This window comes from Bacillus solitudinis (assembly GCF_002797395.1).
GTDB lineage: Bacteria > Bacillota > Bacilli > Bacillales > Bacillaceae_D > Halalkalibacter_A > Halalkalibacter_A solitudinis.
Map to the genome: position 1 here is coordinate 4,251,697 of NZ_KZ454943.1, position 16,506 is coordinate 4,268,202.

The following is a 16,506-nucleotide window of genomic DNA, read 5'->3' on the forward strand; positions in this document are numbered from 1 at the left end:
TGGGTATTAACTGGGAAGTCTAATGACTGGGATGGGGTTTATATTATAGGTGGAACTGTTATCATTGCAATAATTATTAGTTTTGTTTTCTACTATAAAAGAAAATTGAAATCTAACTAACGGGGTGCAATCCTTGAATAAGCAGGAATTGCTCTTTTTTCTTTTTGAAGTAAAGAAGCATTTAGTAAAAGAAATTACATTGTAGTTTTTTGTAACAAATAGCAATATCATACCGTCTAATTATTAAAAGGAGTGATGATATTGAAAAAAATTAGTTTGATTTTGTCCTTTCTATTTTTATCAATTGGTTTATTTGGTTGCCAACAAAATAATAACGAGAAGGTTGATAATGAACCGTCTGACATCCAAAGCTTAGAAACGAAAGCTGAGGTCATCGAAGAAGATTTTGTATATCGACTTGTGACGGAAAAAGCAGAATACGGTAAGAATGAACCTATAAAAATTTATGCTGAATTAGAATATACAGGCGATAAAGAAGAAATTGAAATTTTTCATTCAGCTTCGCCATTCTCTTTTTCGATGGTTGAGACTACGAGAAATTATGAAATTGGATACTTTATGGAAGAACCATTATTAAGTACGAAACTAATTAAAGGAGAACCACTCCGTGAAGAATATAGGGGTAGTGGCGGATACGACGCTGCACAGGACAAAAAAGAATATATAGAGTTTATGAAGCAAATTATGAATCAGGAATTTCCAGAGGGACATTATGTTGTAAATGGCATTGCAGACTTTGATGTTAGAGTTATCGAGGGAATGGAACAAAAGAAAGATTATAAAATAAAAGCTCTGGTTGAATTTAAGGTCAAAAATAGTAATTAAAAAAATAGACTTTTTTCACTAACGGAGTACTTTAGTAAATTACTGAGAAGTTATTTTTGCATTTCTTTCGTATTTTCAATATTCCGCAAACGGGAGCATTCCTTTAATAAGGGATGCCTTTTGCTTATTGAACAAACGAAGCAGAATAGTTGAACAAGCGATAAAAAATAAGTGGTAATATATGTATAAGATTAGGAGGGGGTAAGATGTTTAAAGCAGTTATTGATACTAATACTTACATATCTATTTTAGAACCAAGACACGCAGATGAATTGTTTAGTTTAATTGACGGAAGCCGCGATAGTATAGGTAAGTGGCTCGCTTTCCCTGAGTTCACAAATGAAGTTCAAGACACAAAGACTTTTATTGAAAAATCCTTAAATAGATTTGCCAATAACAACGGTTTTTGGGCTGGAATATGGCATAAAGAGAAGATTGCAGGTTCCATAGGTTATTTGTATTTAGATTGGGGCAATAACAAGACAGAGATTGGATATTGGTTAGGTAAAGAGTTTGAAGGACTTGGTTTAGCAACAAAGGCTTGTGATTTATTAATTGGACATGCATTTAGGGAGTTAAACCTAAACAAAGTAGAAATAAATGTAGCAACCCAAAATTTCAAAAGTAAGGTTATTCCAGAACGTTTGGGTTTTACTAAAGAAGGAACAATAAGAAATTACGAATTTTTAAATGGTGAATATCTTGATAGAATCATATATGGACTTTTAAAAGAGGAATGGCTTGGTAAACAATAAATATTTTTCTTCTTCAACAAACGGGTGGCATTTCTGCAATAAAACGGGAATGCTTTTTTTTGAAAACAGTAAAAGGAAATTAATGTTAAAATAAATATGGCGTTGTTCAGCTAACGGAGCAGGTTTGTTCAATAAAAAGTTACAATAGAAATAGGCATTTACTGTAAACTTTAATTAGATAATAAATGTTCAACTTAAAGGGGTGATTACTTGAAGAGATATTTATGTTCGCTATTTTGTTTGGCAATAAGTTTGACACTTTTATCAGGGTGCAATTCGGACCAATCCGTTGAAACAACCGACTGGAAACCCACAAAATATGAAACTGTAAACAACCTTGATGGAGTAACGATGATTGTAAAGGAAGGAACGGTCTCCTCTACTGGATTGACTGTAATATTTGAGAATAACTCCAACAAGCAATGCGTCTATGGTGAAGATTTTTGGTTGGAAAAGAAAATCAAGGGAAGATGGTATCAAGTACCTGTTGCCTTAGATGGTAACTACGGATTTAGTAGTATTGGCTATGACTTGGCTTCTTCAGATGTTAAGGAATGGACAGCTGATTGGGATTGGCTCTATGGAAGTCTGGATACTGGTGAATACCGTATATTAAAAGATATACTTGATTTTAGAAAAGCAGGGGACTATGATAAATACCATTTGACAGCGGAGTTTACAATTGATTAACCAAACAAAGTTAGTAAATAACGAAGATTGTGAAAGGATGTACTTAAAGTAAAGGGTGCATTTCTGCAATAAAACGGGAATGCTTTTTTTTGAAAACAGTAAAAGGAAATTAATGTTAAAATAAATATGGCGTTGTTCAGCTAACGGAGCAGGTTACTTGAAGAAGGAATCCAAATAATCGGTATCGAATTATATTATAAATTTCATAAGGAGATAACAAACGATGAAGTTCAATACCGTTCACATTGATAGATTATTTATATAATGTACGAAAGGCTGGAATAAATCATGGCAAAAAAAGAAGCACCGAAAATTCAAACAGAACGATTGATTTTACGTCCGAGAGCGGAAAAAGACATTCCCAATATGCTTAAAATGTTTAACAATGATGAAGTAAGAGAATTTCTTGGAAGTAATCCCCCTCGTGATGAACACTCAATGTTAGAAATGGTTAGGAACCGTAATGAAACAAAATGGACTGTCGCATTAAAAGATACTGATGAATTCATCGGTGATGTAATGATTCCAGAAATAGCAGAAGGTTATCTTGGCGAAATTGGTTATCGCTTCATGAGGGAGCATTGGGGATGCGGTTTTGCGTATGAAGCGGTTTCCGTGGTCATTGAGCATTGTAAAAGCACATTAAACCTTAAACGCCTATTTGCTACTATAGATAATAAAAATATGAAGTCAAAAAAGTTAATTGAAAAACTCGGATTTACTTTGGTAGCGGTGTTGCCTGAATCGCATTTATACGGCAGAGTTACCGATGTAGCTTACTATTCTCGTATAGTATAAGCATCCTTACGCTCTCCTGAGAAAAATGAACAAACAGGTGAGTGTTTAAATGGGGGATATTTTTGGTCAAGCGATATGATTTTAGTGAAGAGGATTAGGCGGGAAGATATTGAAAGAGTGATTAAACAACTAATAATAGATGGTGAATTTGAAAGAGTATTTAGTCGTTGTGAATAATAGGCTTATTCCACTACCATGAAAATAAACTTCTGTAACTTAGGAAAAAAGGCAATACTTAAAAAGACGCAGCTCATTTATTTTTTAAAAGAGGAGAGCGCCTGTTCCTTTGGTATTATTGAAGCTCAATGGACTGGATCAAGAGGCTTCTGATTCTGACAATGATACGGTGTAACCTAAACTTTCAAGTCTGCGCAGGGAATGTCGAACAATTGATTGCTCTCTTTGCTTATCGAAGTAATCTTCGCCTAAGTCTACATACATTTCTTTACGGGTTAAGAGATAATAAGAGATACGTAACATGGCGTGAGCGACGACAATTCCTGCTCGTTTCCTGCCTTTTCGTGATGCTGTACGTCTATACAGTGCGCCAAGGTAGTTTTTGGATCCTCTTACTGAATGAGCTGCTTCTGTTAATGCCGACCTCAGATACTTGTTCCCTTTTTTGGTTTTAGAAGACTTCCTTTTGCCAGCACTTTCGTTCTGTCCAGGTACGAGACCTGCCCATGAACACATGTGAGCTGCGCTTGGAAACTGCTTACTCACATCGGTTCCAACCTCAGATAAGATTTGTTCAGCCATTCGAGTAGCGATCCCAGGAATAGAATCTAATCGATCGATATCCTCTTGATAGGAGCTGACTCTTTTCGCTACCTCTTGATCAAGCATCTCAATTTCCTCACTTAAAAAATCAATATGCTTTATTATCGTTTTTAACATTAGTCGTTGATGTGGACTTATATAACCTCGAAGAGCGAGTTCAAGATCATCCTTTTTTCGTTTTAATGTACGTTGAGCTAAATTTGCTAGTTTTTCAGGATCTTCTTCACCTTCGGCTATGGCACGAAGCATATTTTTAGAGGAAACTCCCATAATATCTGACACAACAGAACCCAGTTTAATATTCGCTCCTTCTAACACTTTTTGGATCCGATTATGTTGTCTCGCACGCTCCTCAATGATGCTCCGACGATAACGAACGAGTTCCCGTAATTCTCGTTGGTTTCGATCAGGAATAAAACTAGCTTTTAACAATCCATGGCGAAGCAGTTTCGCAATCCATTCGGCATCATTTACATCGGATTTACGACCTGGTACAGCTTTAATGTGTTGGGCATTGACCACTAAAAACACAATGTCTTCACTCTCAAGTAAATTCACAATGGGCTTCCAATACACACTCGTACTTTCCATGGCAACGTGTGTACATCCGTGTTCTTTAATCCAGTCTAGTAGTTTCAACAAAAACACTGTTTTCGTTGAAAATGATTGAATCTCCTTTCCTTTTGGTGTGATAATACATGCAGTAATAGAGTCTTTATGAACATCCATACCACATGCTCGTTCAATGATTACATCCATTGTAATCTTCCTTTCTACGACTTAATATGGAGGCTGGTGCAACAACCAGAATAGGATTAATCTACCATGAGTGCTTTCCGCAAGGGAGCAACAGTCAGTGGTGCACCGTGGTCGAAGGAGTCAGACTAACGGATGGGCTCTTCTAGCACCATAGTGTATCGACCTTCCTCTCCCAGCCGTAGAATCAGTATTGACGGTTTTTAACCATTTTCATTCTCTGTGGTGCAGCGCCGATTTTGCGCTGCATGGATGGCTACCGGGTGGATTTAGTTGAATGATTTTTCCGAAATTACGGTATTATTTTTTAAGTGTGGGTGGTGATTTTTAAGTGAGTAAAATTAAAATACGGGTTCAAGATACTATCATAGAAATCAAAGAAAACGAAAGGTATTATATTGAAGTTGAGGATAGAACCTTTATCGGTACAATCCTTGAGAATATGGATTTTGACTACAACGGTCGGGTATTCTTTTACATCCTCACTGATGAAGAAAACGAAGATTATCAAATAGTAGAAGATGAAATTATAAAAATAAAAAAACTTTAAGTAAACTATTGTCTTCTTGTGCTAACGGTGCAGGTTAATGTAAGAAGGAATATTCAGTCAATAGTTTACCTACGAACTTATATTCGTTTATACTTTAAATAGATATTGTTTAATAGGAGGGCGATGTATTATTGAGTTCAAACTATAATCCAAAGTTACCATTAACTAAAAGTGAAAAAGAATCCCTAAGAAAATTCAAGATTAAAATTAATATGATAAGTAGTTTAGAATTAAAATATTTATCAGAGGTTTTAGATGTAACAATTGAAAGAGCAAAAGTATTAAGGGGCTTAGCAATTTTTCAAAGTGCACCATCAATTGGAGTCAAGTTAGCTGAAAAATTAGTTTATAAACTTCAACTTTATTCATTTAATGAAATAAAGGATAAAGACGGAGCTTATCTACTCGATAAATTAGAAGAAAATCTTGGAGTTTGGACTGATGGGTGTGTGGAGGATCAGATACGTTGTGTGATTTATTTCGCTAATACTTCAAAAGATGATAAACAATGGTTTGACTTCACTGAAGAAAGAAAAAAGTATCGTAAAGAACATGGCTATCCACTTTCAAGACCTAAGAAAGCATGGTTTGATTAAATATAGGAGTGTGAAGAGTATGCAAACGAAACTTCTGCATGTAAGAGCTAATGTAAAAGATTTAATACTTGCGAGAGAATGGTACACAAACATTTTAGGTTTCAAGGTTTCAGCAATTTACCCTTCAGATAAACCAAATTATCTGCATTTTGAACATACTGACGGTGCAATTTTTGCAATAATGGAGGGTGAAGATTACCCTTCTCACGGTAGATTTAACTTTAATGTAAGCGATGTAGAAGAATTATGGAATCAATTAAGAGACAAAGTGGATGTAGTAGAAGAGCTATTTTCTACCCCTTATGGGACAAGGAAATTTACTATTCGTGATATTGATGGAAATGAATTAGGCTTTGTACAAGATAATTAGGAGTGTGTATAGAATGAACAGGATTAACATAATAACATTGGGTGTAAAAGACATTCATGAATCATTAATCTTTTATAGAGATGGTTTAGGATTTGAAACTTCTGTTAAAGAGGAAAGTCCAGGTATTGTCTTCTTTAACAATAAAGGAACCAAATTGGCTCTATATCCATTAGATGAATTATCAAAAGATATAAATGAAAAAAAACAACTTATTAGCAAAGGATTTTCGGGTATTACCTTTGCTTTTAATGCTAATTCAGTTAAAGAAGTAGATGAAGTAATGAAGCAAGCTGAAAAGGCAGGAGGGAAAATAGTCAAATCTCCTGAACGTGTTTTTTGGGGTGGTTACAGTGGCTATTTTTCAGACCCCGATGGTTATCATTGGGAGGTAGCTTATGCTGATATTTGGGAGTTTGATAATAATGAAATGCTAATAATTAAGTAGGAATGTTAGTTTAATGAATTGTGTGCAACGTTACTTCAACTAACGGGTGCAAGAATGAAATAAGGAGTTGTCGCTGCGGCATTTCCTATTGCCTATTGTATTAACGGTGCAGGTTAACTCAATAAGACTTAGTTTATTAAAGGTTTGGTAATACAAAAAAGACATTCCTGAAAAGAAGAATGTCTTTTACTAATTCCTTACATTTAACGTTTAACATTTAGTTTCTCTTTTTCAATAACATCCTTTACTACATCTTCAATGGTTACATTTTCGAGAACCTTCTCCAATGCAGTTTGAGCACTGAAAAAGAGTGGTTCAATGGTATTTTGAATATTCCTTCCGACGGTACAATCAGGATTTGGATTTTCGTGAATGCTAAACAGTTCGTTGTCCTTGACAACATTAACGGCTTTATAAACATCAAGCAATGTAATATCTGATAAATCCTTTGCGAGTTCTGCTCCTGCAATACCAGGTTGTACTTTTATTAATCCTGCTTTTTTTAGCATCCCCATAATTTTTCTGATCACGGCTGGGTTCGTGTTAACACTTCCAGCTAAATATTCAGATGAACTTACTCCATCTTTATTTATTTCGATTAGAGTTAATATATGAATTCCAACGGAAAATCTGCTACTGATGGACATCTTCAGTCATCTTCCTTCCTTACTTTTTTACGAGAAAATAAATTAATTTGATCATCATGTAATTAATTTGATTACAAGTTTATTATACCAAAATATGAACAAAATAATAAATAGCATTTTTACATGTTGACAAGTTGATTACATGTAATTAAAAATATTACATGTATTGAGTATTGTTACAGGAAAAGCCGAATGGGAGGAATACAAAATGAAAATATTAGTTACAGGAGCAACAGGGAAATTAGGTTCAAAGGTTGTAGAATCATTATTGAAATCTATACCTGCAAGTGAGCTAGCAGTGAGTGTTCGAAACCCAGAGAAAGCAGAAGGGCTTCGGGCTCGTGGAGTGGAAGTTCGTCAAGGAGATTTTGACCGTCCAGAAACATTAGATAATGCTTTTACAGGGATTAATCGCTTATTAATTATTTCTGCCGATGGTGACAATGAAACAAGAATTCATCAACATACTAATGCTGTCCAAAAAGCTGAGTGTGCAGGGGTAAAATTTATTGCTTACACAAGTTTAGCAAACGCAACAGAAAGCAAAAATTTAATGGCTCCTCCTCATGTTGCGACAGAAGCAGCCATCATTAAGACGGGTATCCCATATTCTTTCTTGCGTAATAATTGGTATTTGGAAAACGAAATCGGAAGCATTCAAGGTGCTATGAAAGGAGCTCCATGGGTAACCTCTGCTGGAGAAGGTAAAGTAGGCTGGGCACTGCAACAAGATTACGCAGATGCAGCGGCAGCGGTTCTTGTTGGAAACGGTCACGAAAATACAGTGTATGAACTTTCTGGTCCTCTTTTAACTCAAGAAGAATTGGCATCTGCTCTGGGTAATGTATTGGGTAAAGAAGTACCTGTACAACAAGTTAGTGACGAAAAATATGCAGAGATCATGAAAGGCTTAGGTTTACCTGATTTTGTGATTCCGATTGTAGTAGGAATTCAAGAAAGCATACGGAACGGTTCACTAGATGTTGAAAGCAATGATTTTGAGAAAGTTCTTGGTCGCTCAGTTACGCCGATCAACGAAGCACTGACCCAACTTGTTAATACAATTTCACAAACAAAATAAAATAAACTTAAAAAAACCGACTTAAAGTTGGTTTTTTTGCAGAATTATGCAGTTGTAATCCTAAAAACGAGGAGGTTAAACATGAAAAATAATTATCAGATTGTGAAAAAATATATTTAAACTAAAGGGTGCGAGAATTTAACAAGCAACGCTTAGAGGCGTTGCTTTGTTACGTTAAAATATTTTCTATAAAATTCTTGTCTAAGGCTTCCACTTAATTGAGCATAAATTTTCGTTGTTTCACTTTTTTCGTGACCGAGTAAACTTTGAATAACATCTAAAGGTGCCCCATTATTTAATAAATGAGTGGCATAGCTATGTCTTAGTTGATGTGGATGGATTACTTTGTTGATTACGGCTCTTATCCCATCACTATCAAGCTAAGGATTCAGAAATACCCCAACAAAACAAAAAAACGAGCTTTTTTGTTACACATTAGCACAAAATCTCGTTCTGGGGGTATTATAAAATCTTAGCTTGATGGGAATGTAGCGGAACCCCTTATTCACATAATCTGTTTAAAGCTTTCCGTCAACCGCCCTAGAGCCAACTACTACCCCAACTAAGAATGCACCAGCAGGTACTGAAATAATTCCAAGATCTTCTTTAACACTTGTATTCATAATTGCTTGGATAAGAGTAGCCTTTTTCATCAAAAGTTCCTCGGATAATTTGGTATACATTTCATAAGGTGAAATATCTGGGACTTTGAACGGTTTTATCATAGAAACTAGTTCTTCATTCGGTAAAATGAATGGAAGTTCAGGAAGAATAGATTCTCTTTCTTTTCCAATTAGGCGAATGACAGCACCTGTAGCCACACCTAACCCAGCAGCAGTAAATGGATCTATTTCATCTGAATCATTAAGTATATTAGGGAGAAGTGGAAAAGAGATTGCAACTGTATTTATCATCCCTTTTAATTCTTCTAAAGTCGTTACTCCATATACTATATGTTCAAGCTTTGCTTTAATTGGTCCCATGATGTAATCAAATAACTCATCTGGTAAGCCTAAAAACTCTCTTGCATCCTTTATAATATGTTGAATTGAAATTCCTTGATTAATAAAATGGATAGTACCATCACCATCCGGTAAGTCTCCTCCTTTATGATGTAAAGCAACAATATTCCAATCTTTATCTAAGACTATTGCTCCGGATGAACCATTTTCAGTATCTGTTGTATACTGTACTTTATCATTAAATACATATCGTACTTCATTTTCATGGAGTGCAATTTCTTTACTTCTTCCAGCAGGGTGTTGAATAATCGTAACATACTCACCTTTTATCGGAGTTCTTCTATATTTCAAAATATCAAAATATCCAAATTTTTCACTAGGATTTCCTGTTACACCAACAATAGTATAATCAAGTTCAGCATTAGTCAGGAAAATTTTGCTGTCTAAGTAATATCTACGAGGTACGCTGATATTACCTAACCAATCTCGCTCAAAATCAAATTCTACATATGCTGTAGATGCCTCTTCCACAGACTGAATTACATGGTTATTTGTTATTAATAAGTGGGGAGCTATAAGGAAACCTGTTCCACGTCCCGAAAGAGTACTAACCCGGCCTACGGTCTTAGAAATCTCAACTCCACGAGATAGCCATGCTATATTCATTAAATTATTAGCACCAATGATTTTCTCATTTGTACCCAAAATTATTCTTTCAGAACGGACTATTCTTGTTTTGTCTATTGTTCCTTTCCATTCTTCAGGGTGAAGTTTTTTAAAAAAATTTTTCTTAATCATAAGCAAAGTACCTCCTAAATAATAATTATGTTTACAAAATCACGAGCATTATTAGTATTTACTCTGATATGAAAAATTATGTATTAATTAGTTATATTGGGGTTCTGATTTTTGGAAGCTGTTTTGTCATCGACTTAGCCCCCTCTACAATCTGGTTACCAATAGCACCGCCTGAAACACCGCCTATTACGGTACCAATTAGTCCAAATTGAGCACCTATCATAGCACACCCGCAACAGCTCCATTAAAAGTTCCTGCTGCTGCTGCTTCAACAAAGTCACTCGCACCTTGATTAGCATTACTACCAGCTTGATTGTTGCCACTTTCTTCTACATTTCCACCAAAGTTATTGCGTTCGTTACTCTAATTCATCTATTCACTGCCTTGTTTATTAATGGGGAATATGCTAATGATGAAAGCACACCATCCTAAACATATACTACCTAGCTGAAGTAGTTTTACTCACTATATGTTGGTTCAAGATATGGTTGTTTTATCGGCAGCCATTTTTTCTTGTTCAACTAACGGGTGCGCGCGACAAGTTCTGTAATAAGCGCTTAGGCGTGAAATACAGGGAATTCACTAGATGGATTCTAACTTTACAAGGGAGGATAGGAATGACGGAACCACGTTTCCTAAAACTATCCCATCAATACTCCTGCGTGCGTTATAACTAACAGGTTATAGGGTTCGAAGCACAGGTAGATTCGGTTGAACGAAGGCTAAAGCCATTCCAAAAAGAAAAGGTATGCCAACGGATAGACCGCATGGCTGAAAAACTAGTTACGGTGAGAATAGTTCTTCACTGAAAAAGGACTGACGAACTTCCGAAGGTAAGGGTCTAAAGTTAGGACATAGAGGAAACCTATGTCCCTTCTTGCGAAGGGGTGAGTAGTGTAGAGTAAAAATGCTCCCTATGAAATACACCATACCGAACGATGGCGGTATCCAGCTCACAGGCTCACAGGAAGCACCTAATTCTAGAACGTATAGCTACTTTGTAAGGTACTTGGGAAGCAAGAAACATCGAAACATGGACTGTTATCCTAGATGGTTGCTATAGGCAGAAAGCGAAATGCATTTATTCTTGCGAAGGTAGGGGTACGACCGAAGAATCATCTGTAATGGATGTGGAGGAACAGCCCCAAGTCTAGTAATATGAACGATTATTTTCCTGAAGTGAATTGCACCTGTCGGGTAAGAATGTGGGAACATCACCTCAGAGAGGATGATGCCACAGTGCAAACGCTAAGGTATTGGGATTACTATGATATGACAGATACATTTTCCGAACTCTATGATAAATCGTCTAAAAAGGAATCATTCTCTCATTTATACGACATCATTACCTCTAGGAAAAATATTCTGTTAGCGTATCGAACTATAAAATCGAATAAAGGTTCAAAGACTGCGGGAACAGACAAGAAAACGATTGTTGATTTGAAGAAACTATCAGAAAGTCAAATCGTCAACGAAATTCAAAACAAGTTAAAGAACTATCGCCCCAAAAAAGTAAGACGGAAATTGATTGAGAAAGAAAATGGCAAGTGGAGACCTCTAGGAATCCCATGTATTATAGATAGACTTATTCAACAATGCTTCAGACAAGTGCTTGAACCAATTTTGGAAGCAAGGTTCTACAAGCACAGTTATGGATTTAGACCGTTAAGGTCTACTCACCATACTATGGCAAGGGTGCAATTCCTTATTAATCAAGCTTCGCTTCATTATGTAGTAGACATAGATATTAAAGGTTTTTTTGACAATATCAACCACAACCTCCTGATGAAACAACTTTGGAACATTGGAATACATGACCGACAGGTCTTGTCCTGTATTTCTATCGTTTGTCAGTTATACCTGACAAACAAGGAAAAGGCATTGCAAAAAAGATATTAAAATCCTTAGAGGACTATGCAAATAAAATCGATGTAACTACAATACTATGTAAAGTCCGTATGAGAGTACCTAAGAACATACAGCTATATAGTTCTATAGGTTATGATGTTTATGATGAAGAGGTTGTACATAAACCAAATGGTATAAATATTAAAGTTGTTTCCATGAAGAAAGAACTTTCAACTATTGGGGGCAATCCTACAAGAAGCAGGGATTACCCTTTTTTTATTGAAGTAAAGGGCAGCATTCCTGTAATGATTAAAAATGGCATTTGAACATAAAAATAACCTCTTGGTATGATATGAGTGTCCTAAGCTTGCCGGCAAAAAGGACAAATCATATACTCCAGGAGGCTTTCAAAATGAATTATAACCAAAATAATAAGATTGCTCAAATTACTTCTCAAACACTAATTATAGGTGTTGATATTGCGAAATTCAAGCACGTAGCTCGTGCGCAAGACTTCAGAGGTTTGGAGTTTGGTAAACCTCTATACTTTGAAAATGCGAGAGATAGTTTTGATATATTTGTTGAATGGATTAAAGAGATTCAGGCTCAACAAAACATGAATAAAGTAATCATCGGTGTTGAGCCTACGGGACACTATTGGCTTAATTTAGCTTATTATCTTAAAAAAACTAATCTCAAGCTTGTGGTTGTCAATCCAGCGCATGTCAAGAAGACAAAGGAATTAGATGATAATTCCCCAACTAAGAATGATGTGAAAGATGCTAAGGTCATTGCTCAATTAGTGAAAGACGGAAGATACGCTGAACCTAATATTCCAGAAGGGATATATGCCAATCTCAGAATAGCTAGAAAAATACGCGATCAATTATCCGTTGATCTACAAGCAGTACAAGGGCAAATCCACAATTGGATTGACCGATATTTCCCTGAAATCTTAACAGTTTTTAAGGATTGGGAAGGGCTGTCAGCTCTGCAAATATTAAAACTGAATCTTCTACCACATGAGTTAGTTCAACTCCCTGATCAAGAGTTATTAGCTCATATTAGAAAAGTAGCGAAACGTGCAGTGGGTATAGGTAGAATAAAAGAATTAAAGGAGGCGGCCAGTGTTTCCATTGGAATCCGTGAGGGTTCAGATTTGGCCAAATTAGAGTTAAGCACGTTGTTAGATAAGTATGAACTCATTACAAAAAAGTTTGAACAACTAGAGGTTAAAAGGGACGAGCTATTAGAACAAATACCAGGAGTACACCAGATGCTGGCGATTACTGGTATAGGAAAAGATACGATAGCTGGGTTCTTTGCGGAAATTGGAGATCTAAGTTACTACTCACATCCTCGTCAAATTATAAAACTTGCGGGATTAAGTTTGAGGGAACACACGTCAGGCAAACATAAGGGGCAAACAAGAATTACAAAGAGAGGCAGGAAAAACTTAAGAGCCCTCTTGTTTAGAGTTGTCATGCCCCTTGTAGCTAAGAATTCTGCTTTTAAAGCCTTACATGAATACTATACAAAACGTCCTGACAATCCATTGAAAAAGATGCAGTCACTGATAGCTTTATGTAATAAATTGATACGAGTGTTATTTGCAATTGGTAAGAAGCAATTTGAGTTTAGTGAAGAAAGAATGCTAAAGGATATTCCTCATATGGCTGTACTGCCAAAGGTAGCTTAGTAATCTCGATTGAACGTATAGAACATGGTTTTATAGTAGTTAATCTCATTAATTAATAGACATTTGAAGCACGGATTAGTCAGTAAAACAACTAAAATACGGACATAGATCCTGTCGGGCAGCATAACTGACATCTACCTCATGGAAAGGTTGGACGAAGGAATTTTGGAGCATAGACTCTGTGAGATATGGGAGGGTTGACCTCCATGAGAAATGTAGACATCCACCAGCGCGACCATACTTTGGTCAAATATCCATTTTTTGGGTAGAGTGGTTTGGGTACCTACAGTCTTTTTTGCTTCTCAACTCCAAAATATACCTGAAACACAACTTTATTCCATGTTTTCGGTGTCTATTAAAAATGGATGACTATGAAATAGTGAGAAAAAACGAAAAATCGAGAGATTTACCTTTCTATATAGAGGGAGGATTGTTTAACAAGGAACATTTAATATCTGGTAAAATTAACTAAATGATATGAGAGATATAAAAAGGTAAAAAAAATGGGGGGATTTGTGTGAAAAAATGGTGGATAATGTGGTTAATATGCATACCTATTTTCTTGGTATCATATGTTTATTCGATTTTTATAACAAGTAAAATAGCTTATTTACCACAATCAGAATGTAAACCAAAATTCATCTTTACACCTCAAGATGTTCAATATTGTAGCGAAATTTATCCAATTGATGTGATTTTAATTGCTTTTAAGACAAACCCAATTACTTATATCTGGTTATTGACTGGACTTTATATAATTGGTTTCTTAGTTTTTGTTTTAATCACTAAAATACGAAAAAGGAAGTTATTCTAACGGGTGCTTGAACGGAATAACTGGGGTTGTCGTTTCGGAAGCTCCTTCTTGTGCTAACGAGGCATTTAGTACAAGAATCAATATTTAGATACTCTTTACAAAGAATTACGATTCCTAAGTATGGATACTGACAACTGGTTACTTAAAATAATTGGTAGACTTACTTACAACAGAATAGATATGTTTTCCAGATTATAGTAGTATGAATCTGTATTATTAGGTTCTCATTTATTGAGGGAATGGAGTAGAAAATGTCAAAAATAGTTTCATTTGTTGGTGGAGTTCAAGGACCTTGGAAAGTTGTCCGAATTGAAAATGTAGTTGGAAAACCCTTGGAACCAGTTGAGAAACTCCAAATAGTTGATGGTTCTATAGAAAATCCTTCTTTCAACACAAATTGGATACTACGGGGTGTAACAAGCAACTTGCGTTATACCACAAGTCAAGAGAAAGAACATTTAAATAAGCATTCACCGCCACTTGGTAGAAAAGAAGCTACTTGTGCTGCATTGATACCAATAAAGAAATCAGTTGAATGGTGGGAGCTTGCACAGGACGAAAGACGTGAGATTTTGGAGGAACAGTCTCAACATATTAAAAAAGGACTACGATACTTGCCTGCCATTGCACGAAGATTACACCACTCGCGTGACCTTGGTGAACCATTTGATTTTATCACTTGGTTTGAGTATTCTCCAGATTATTCTAGGGATTTCGAAGAGTTAGTATCAAGTCTTCGTACTACACTTGAGTGGAAGTATGTAGAGCGAGAAGTTGATATTAGATTGGCTTTAGACTAATTTTCCATAAGATAAACCAATAATCGTTTTTAAAAGTATAATTTAAAATGATTTAAGATTAATTGTTTTTTAAGTAAAGGGTAGCTTATCTTCAATAAGAATAAATACGACCTTCAACAATCTGGCGCTTTCCTTGAACAAGGATAAGCGCTTATTTTCCATTCTAGGGCCAGATTGCTTGGAAAAAAGCAGTCGCTTTCTTATTAAACAGGTTATTTGAAGAATGTACATATAATTTTATAAACAACAATATGCAATAATGGTACATAGGTTTAATATCTTACAAGGAGTAACCTAAAAATGAGGATGCGTATTCTGGACTTTTTTAAAGATTGGTTTTTTAAAGTGATTATTGGTTTTGTCATTTTATTTATTGTAATAGGTACAGCGAGTCTTTTCGGATATAGTGGGTTTTGGGAAAGAGGTCTTAATGACAATCGTAATATCTTTTTGCTTGCAATTTCTCTAGTGATTTCTTGGATAGTCGTGTTATGGATAAAGGAAAATAAGAAAAAATAATTTTTTAACTAAAGGGTGGCGATTGCTTAACAAGGTAATCGCCTTTTTTATTAAAGTAAAGAAGCAGGTTACTTCAATAAGGAAAATCCTACTTCCTCTCCCAGCCTTAGAATCAGTATTGACGGTTTTCAACCATTTTCATTCTCTGTGGTGCAGCGCCGTTTTTGCGCTGCATGGATGGCTAACGGGTGCGTTTCTGTAATAAAAGCAGGAACGTTTTTTCTTTTTTCTCCTAAATAAAAGGAAATTAATGCTAAGATAAAATAAAGTATTAGGTGTTACTCATCTATCGGTGCAGAAGAGTATAAGAAGTAATCGATATTTGATGAAATATTAAATGGAAGAAGGGATTTGTGAAGTTATGGATGCTTTAAGTGCGATTTTTAGTCTTATTCTATTCGTATTAGTGATTTACGGAATATCAAGAATTGCTCATTATTTTAATAATACCAATGAGAAATTAAACAAAATTGATAATAAATTAGATGAAATCAAAGCATTTCAAGATAAGAAAGAGTAATGCTTCTTCAACAAACGGGTGGCAAGAGGTGAAGAACAAGTTGATACTTGAAAAAAGTATGGAAAGTAGGAGAATGGTTTGAAAGTATTTGGTTATCAAAAAGATAGTGAGAATTTAATGGAATTACAAGAGGTTTCTATTCAATCTGATATAAAAGAATTAGATAAAATAATCGAGTTTCTACAAGAAGTAAAAGAACAACATAGAAAAGGAATTGGAGAAGTAGAGTTAT

At 35.3% G+C, this 16,506-nt stretch carries 20 protein-coding genes and 1 pseudogene; 16 read left to right on the top strand and 5 right to left on the bottom strand.

All coding sequences use genetic code 11. The annotated features are described in order from the left end of the window. Nucleotides 1–261 precede the first annotated feature (261 nt). From CEF19_RS20860 to CEF19_RS20875, 4 genes are all read left to right on the top strand, one after another. Nucleotides 262–846 carry a hypothetical protein gene (locus tag CEF19_RS20860; protein ID WP_227522045.1) on the top strand — a complete coding sequence of 195 codons (585 nt, stop codon included), beginning with the start codon at nucleotides 262–264 and terminating at the stop codon, nucleotides 844–846. A 206-nt stretch (nucleotides 847–1,052) separates the two neighbouring features. Next, nucleotides 1,053–1,601 carry a GNAT family N-acetyltransferase gene (locus CEF19_RS20865; protein WP_100407832.1) on the top strand — a complete coding sequence of 183 codons (549 nt, stop codon included), beginning with the start codon at nucleotides 1,053–1,055 and terminating at the stop codon, nucleotides 1,599–1,601. 210 nt (nucleotides 1,602–1,811) lie between these two features. After that, a complete protein-coding gene (locus CEF19_RS20870; RefSeq protein ID WP_100407833.1) occupies nucleotides 1,812–2,291 on the top strand; it encodes an immunoglobulin-like domain-containing protein in 480 nt (159 codons plus the stop codon). Nucleotides 2,292–2,579: 288 nt separating this feature from the next. Beyond that, on the top strand, nucleotides 2,580–3,089 hold the full coding sequence (locus CEF19_RS20875) for a GNAT family N-acetyltransferase (RefSeq protein ID WP_100407834.1): 510 nt from the start codon (nucleotides 2,580–2,582) through the stop codon (nucleotides 3,087–3,089). Between the two features lie 315 nt (nucleotides 3,090–3,404). Here the strand turns inward: CEF19_RS20875 and CEF19_RS20880 are convergent, their stop codons facing one another. Beyond that, nucleotides 3,405–4,628, bottom strand: coding sequence for an IS110 family RNA-guided transposase (locus CEF19_RS20880; RefSeq protein ID WP_100407835.1), 1,224 nt, complete (start codon nucleotides 4,626–4,628; stop codon nucleotides 3,405–3,407). 328 nt (nucleotides 4,629–4,956) lie between these two features. On the opposite strand from CEF19_RS20880, the gene CEF19_RS20885 reads away from it, so the two are divergent. The 4 genes from CEF19_RS20885 (at nucleotide 4,957) to CEF19_RS20900 (ending at nucleotide 6,586) form a co-directional block, all read left to right on the top strand. Beyond that, on the top strand, nucleotides 4,957–5,175 hold the full coding sequence (locus CEF19_RS20885; RefSeq protein WP_100407836.1) for a hypothetical protein: 219 nt from the start codon (nucleotides 4,957–4,959) through the stop codon (nucleotides 5,173–5,175). A 131-nt stretch (nucleotides 5,176–5,306) separates the two neighbouring features. Then, nucleotides 5,307–5,771: a helix-hairpin-helix domain-containing protein gene (locus CEF19_RS20890; RefSeq protein WP_227522046.1), complete on the top strand. Its 465-nt coding sequence runs from the start codon at nucleotides 5,307–5,309 to the stop codon at nucleotides 5,769–5,771. A gap of 19 nt (nucleotides 5,772–5,790) precedes the next feature. Further along, nucleotides 5,791–6,141 (top strand): VOC family protein, encoded by a 351-nt coding sequence (locus tag CEF19_RS20895; RefSeq protein WP_157801041.1) that lies wholly within the window; start codon nucleotides 5,791–5,793, stop codon nucleotides 6,139–6,141. A 13-nt stretch (nucleotides 6,142–6,154) separates the two neighbouring features. Then, on the top strand, nucleotides 6,155–6,586 hold the full coding sequence (locus CEF19_RS20900) for a VOC family protein (protein ID WP_100407838.1): 432 nt from the start codon (nucleotides 6,155–6,157) through the stop codon (nucleotides 6,584–6,586). Between the two features lie 203 nt (nucleotides 6,587–6,789). Here the strand turns inward: CEF19_RS20900 and CEF19_RS20905 are convergent, their stop codons facing one another. Then, entirely contained in the window at nucleotides 6,790–7,233 is a 444-nt protein-coding gene (locus tag CEF19_RS20905) for an Rrf2 family transcriptional regulator (protein WP_100407839.1), read from the bottom strand. A gap of 208 nt (nucleotides 7,234–7,441) precedes the next feature. Here CEF19_RS20905 and CEF19_RS20910 point away from each other — a divergent pair, with 208 nt between their 5' ends. Then, nucleotides 7,442–8,314, top strand: a complete 873-nt coding sequence (locus CEF19_RS20910) for an SDR family oxidoreductase (protein WP_100407840.1) — start codon at nucleotides 7,442–7,444, stop codon at nucleotides 8,312–8,314. A gap of 152 nt (nucleotides 8,315–8,466) precedes the next feature. On the opposite strand, the gene CEF19_RS20915 is transcribed toward CEF19_RS20910, so the two are convergent. The 3 genes from CEF19_RS20915 to CEF19_RS24050 all read right to left on the bottom strand — a co-directional run bounded on the left by CEF19_RS20915 (nucleotide 8,467) and on the right by CEF19_RS24050 (nucleotide 10,297). Further along, the gene (locus CEF19_RS20915) at nucleotides 8,467–8,679 is read right to left on the bottom strand and encodes a tyrosine-type recombinase/integrase (protein WP_227522120.1); all 213 of its coding nucleotides are present in this window, start codon (nucleotides 8,677–8,679) and stop codon (nucleotides 8,467–8,469) included. 153 nt (nucleotides 8,680–8,832) lie between these two features. Next, entirely contained in the window at nucleotides 8,833–10,074 is a 1,242-nt protein-coding gene (locus tag CEF19_RS20920) for a trypsin-like serine peptidase (protein WP_100407841.1), read from the bottom strand. A 91-nt stretch (nucleotides 10,075–10,165) separates the two neighbouring features. After that, nucleotides 10,166–10,297: a hypothetical protein gene (locus CEF19_RS24050; protein WP_264755144.1), complete on the bottom strand. Its 132-nt coding sequence runs from the start codon at nucleotides 10,295–10,297 to the stop codon at nucleotides 10,166–10,168. A gap of 1,016 nt (nucleotides 10,298–11,313) precedes the next feature. Between CEF19_RS24050 and CEF19_RS24395 the strand changes: the two are divergent. The 7 genes and pseudogenes from CEF19_RS24395 to CEF19_RS20960 all read left to right on the top strand — a co-directional run. Next, nucleotides 11,314–11,916: pseudogene (locus CEF19_RS24395) on the top strand (reverse transcriptase domain-containing protein); the annotation flags it as partial. A 5-nt stretch (nucleotides 11,917–11,921) separates the two neighbouring features. After that, nucleotides 11,922–12,248 carry a GNAT family N-acetyltransferase gene (locus tag CEF19_RS24400; protein WP_406565372.1) on the top strand — a complete coding sequence of 109 codons (327 nt, stop codon included), beginning with the start codon at nucleotides 11,922–11,924 and terminating at the stop codon, nucleotides 12,246–12,248. Nucleotides 12,249–12,334: 86 nt separating this feature from the next. Further along, a complete protein-coding gene (locus CEF19_RS20935) occupies nucleotides 12,335–13,621 on the top strand; it encodes an IS110 family RNA-guided transposase (RefSeq protein WP_100407842.1) in 1,287 nt (428 codons plus the stop codon). A gap of 517 nt (nucleotides 13,622–14,138) precedes the next feature. Next, nucleotides 14,139–14,435, top strand: coding sequence for a DUF4306 domain-containing protein (locus tag CEF19_RS20945; protein ID WP_100407844.1), 297 nt, complete (start codon nucleotides 14,139–14,141; stop codon nucleotides 14,433–14,435). Nucleotides 14,436–14,686: 251 nt separating this feature from the next. Further along, nucleotides 14,687–15,235 carry a chlorite dismutase family protein gene (locus CEF19_RS20950; protein WP_100407845.1) on the top strand — a complete coding sequence of 183 codons (549 nt, stop codon included), beginning with the start codon at nucleotides 14,687–14,689 and terminating at the stop codon, nucleotides 15,233–15,235. A gap of 300 nt (nucleotides 15,236–15,535) precedes the next feature. Beyond that, the gene (locus CEF19_RS20955) at nucleotides 15,536–15,754 is read left to right on the top strand and encodes a hypothetical protein (RefSeq protein WP_100407846.1); all 219 of its coding nucleotides are present in this window, start codon (nucleotides 15,536–15,538) and stop codon (nucleotides 15,752–15,754) included. A gap of 337 nt (nucleotides 15,755–16,091) precedes the next feature. After that, on the top strand, nucleotides 16,092–16,274 hold the full coding sequence (locus tag CEF19_RS20960) for a hypothetical protein (RefSeq protein WP_100407847.1): 183 nt from the start codon (nucleotides 16,092–16,094) through the stop codon (nucleotides 16,272–16,274). Nucleotides 16,275–16,506 lie beyond the last annotated feature (232 nt).

Excerpts from the sequence above, each read along its gene's own strand:
- CEF19_RS20865 (WP_100407832.1), top strand. The coding sequence starts at position 1,053 with ATGTTTAAAGCAGTTATTGATACTAATACTTACATATCTATTTTAGAA.
- CEF19_RS20875 (WP_100407834.1), top strand. The coding sequence starts at position 2,580 with ATGGCAAAAAAAGAAGCACCGAAAATTCAAACAGAACGATTGATTTTA.
- CEF19_RS20880 (WP_100407835.1), bottom strand. The coding sequence starts at position 4,628 with ATGGATGTAATCATTGAACGAGCATGTGGTATGGATGTTCATAAAGAC.
- CEF19_RS20895 (WP_157801041.1), top strand. The coding sequence starts at position 5,791 with ATGCAAACGAAACTTCTGCATGTAAGAGCTAATGTAAAAGATTTAATA.
- CEF19_RS20900 (WP_100407838.1), top strand. The coding sequence starts at position 6,155 with ATGAACAGGATTAACATAATAACATTGGGTGTAAAAGACATTCATGAA.
- CEF19_RS20905 (WP_100407839.1), bottom strand. The coding sequence starts at position 7,233 with ATGTCCATCAGTAGCAGATTTTCCGTTGGAATTCATATATTAACTCTA.
- CEF19_RS20910 (WP_100407840.1), top strand. The coding sequence starts at position 7,442 with ATGAAAATATTAGTTACAGGAGCAACAGGGAAATTAGGTTCAAAGGTT.
- CEF19_RS20920 (WP_100407841.1), bottom strand. The coding sequence starts at position 10,074 with ATGATTAAGAAAAATTTTTTTAAAAAACTTCACCCTGAAGAATGGAAA.
- CEF19_RS24050 (WP_264755144.1), bottom strand. The coding sequence starts at position 10,297 with ATGATAGGTGCTCAATTTGGACTAATTGGTACCGTAATAGGCGGTGTT.
- CEF19_RS20935 (WP_100407842.1), top strand. The coding sequence starts at position 12,335 with ATGAATTATAACCAAAATAATAAGATTGCTCAAATTACTTCTCAAACA.
- CEF19_RS20950 (WP_100407845.1), top strand. The coding sequence starts at position 14,687 with ATGTCAAAAATAGTTTCATTTGTTGGTGGAGTTCAAGGACCTTGGAAA.
- CEF19_RS20955 (WP_100407846.1), top strand. The coding sequence starts at position 15,536 with ATGAGGATGCGTATTCTGGACTTTTTTAAAGATTGGTTTTTTAAAGTG.
- CEF19_RS20960 (WP_100407847.1), top strand. The coding sequence starts at position 16,092 with ATGGAAGAAGGGATTTGTGAAGTTATGGATGCTTTAAGTGCGATTTTT.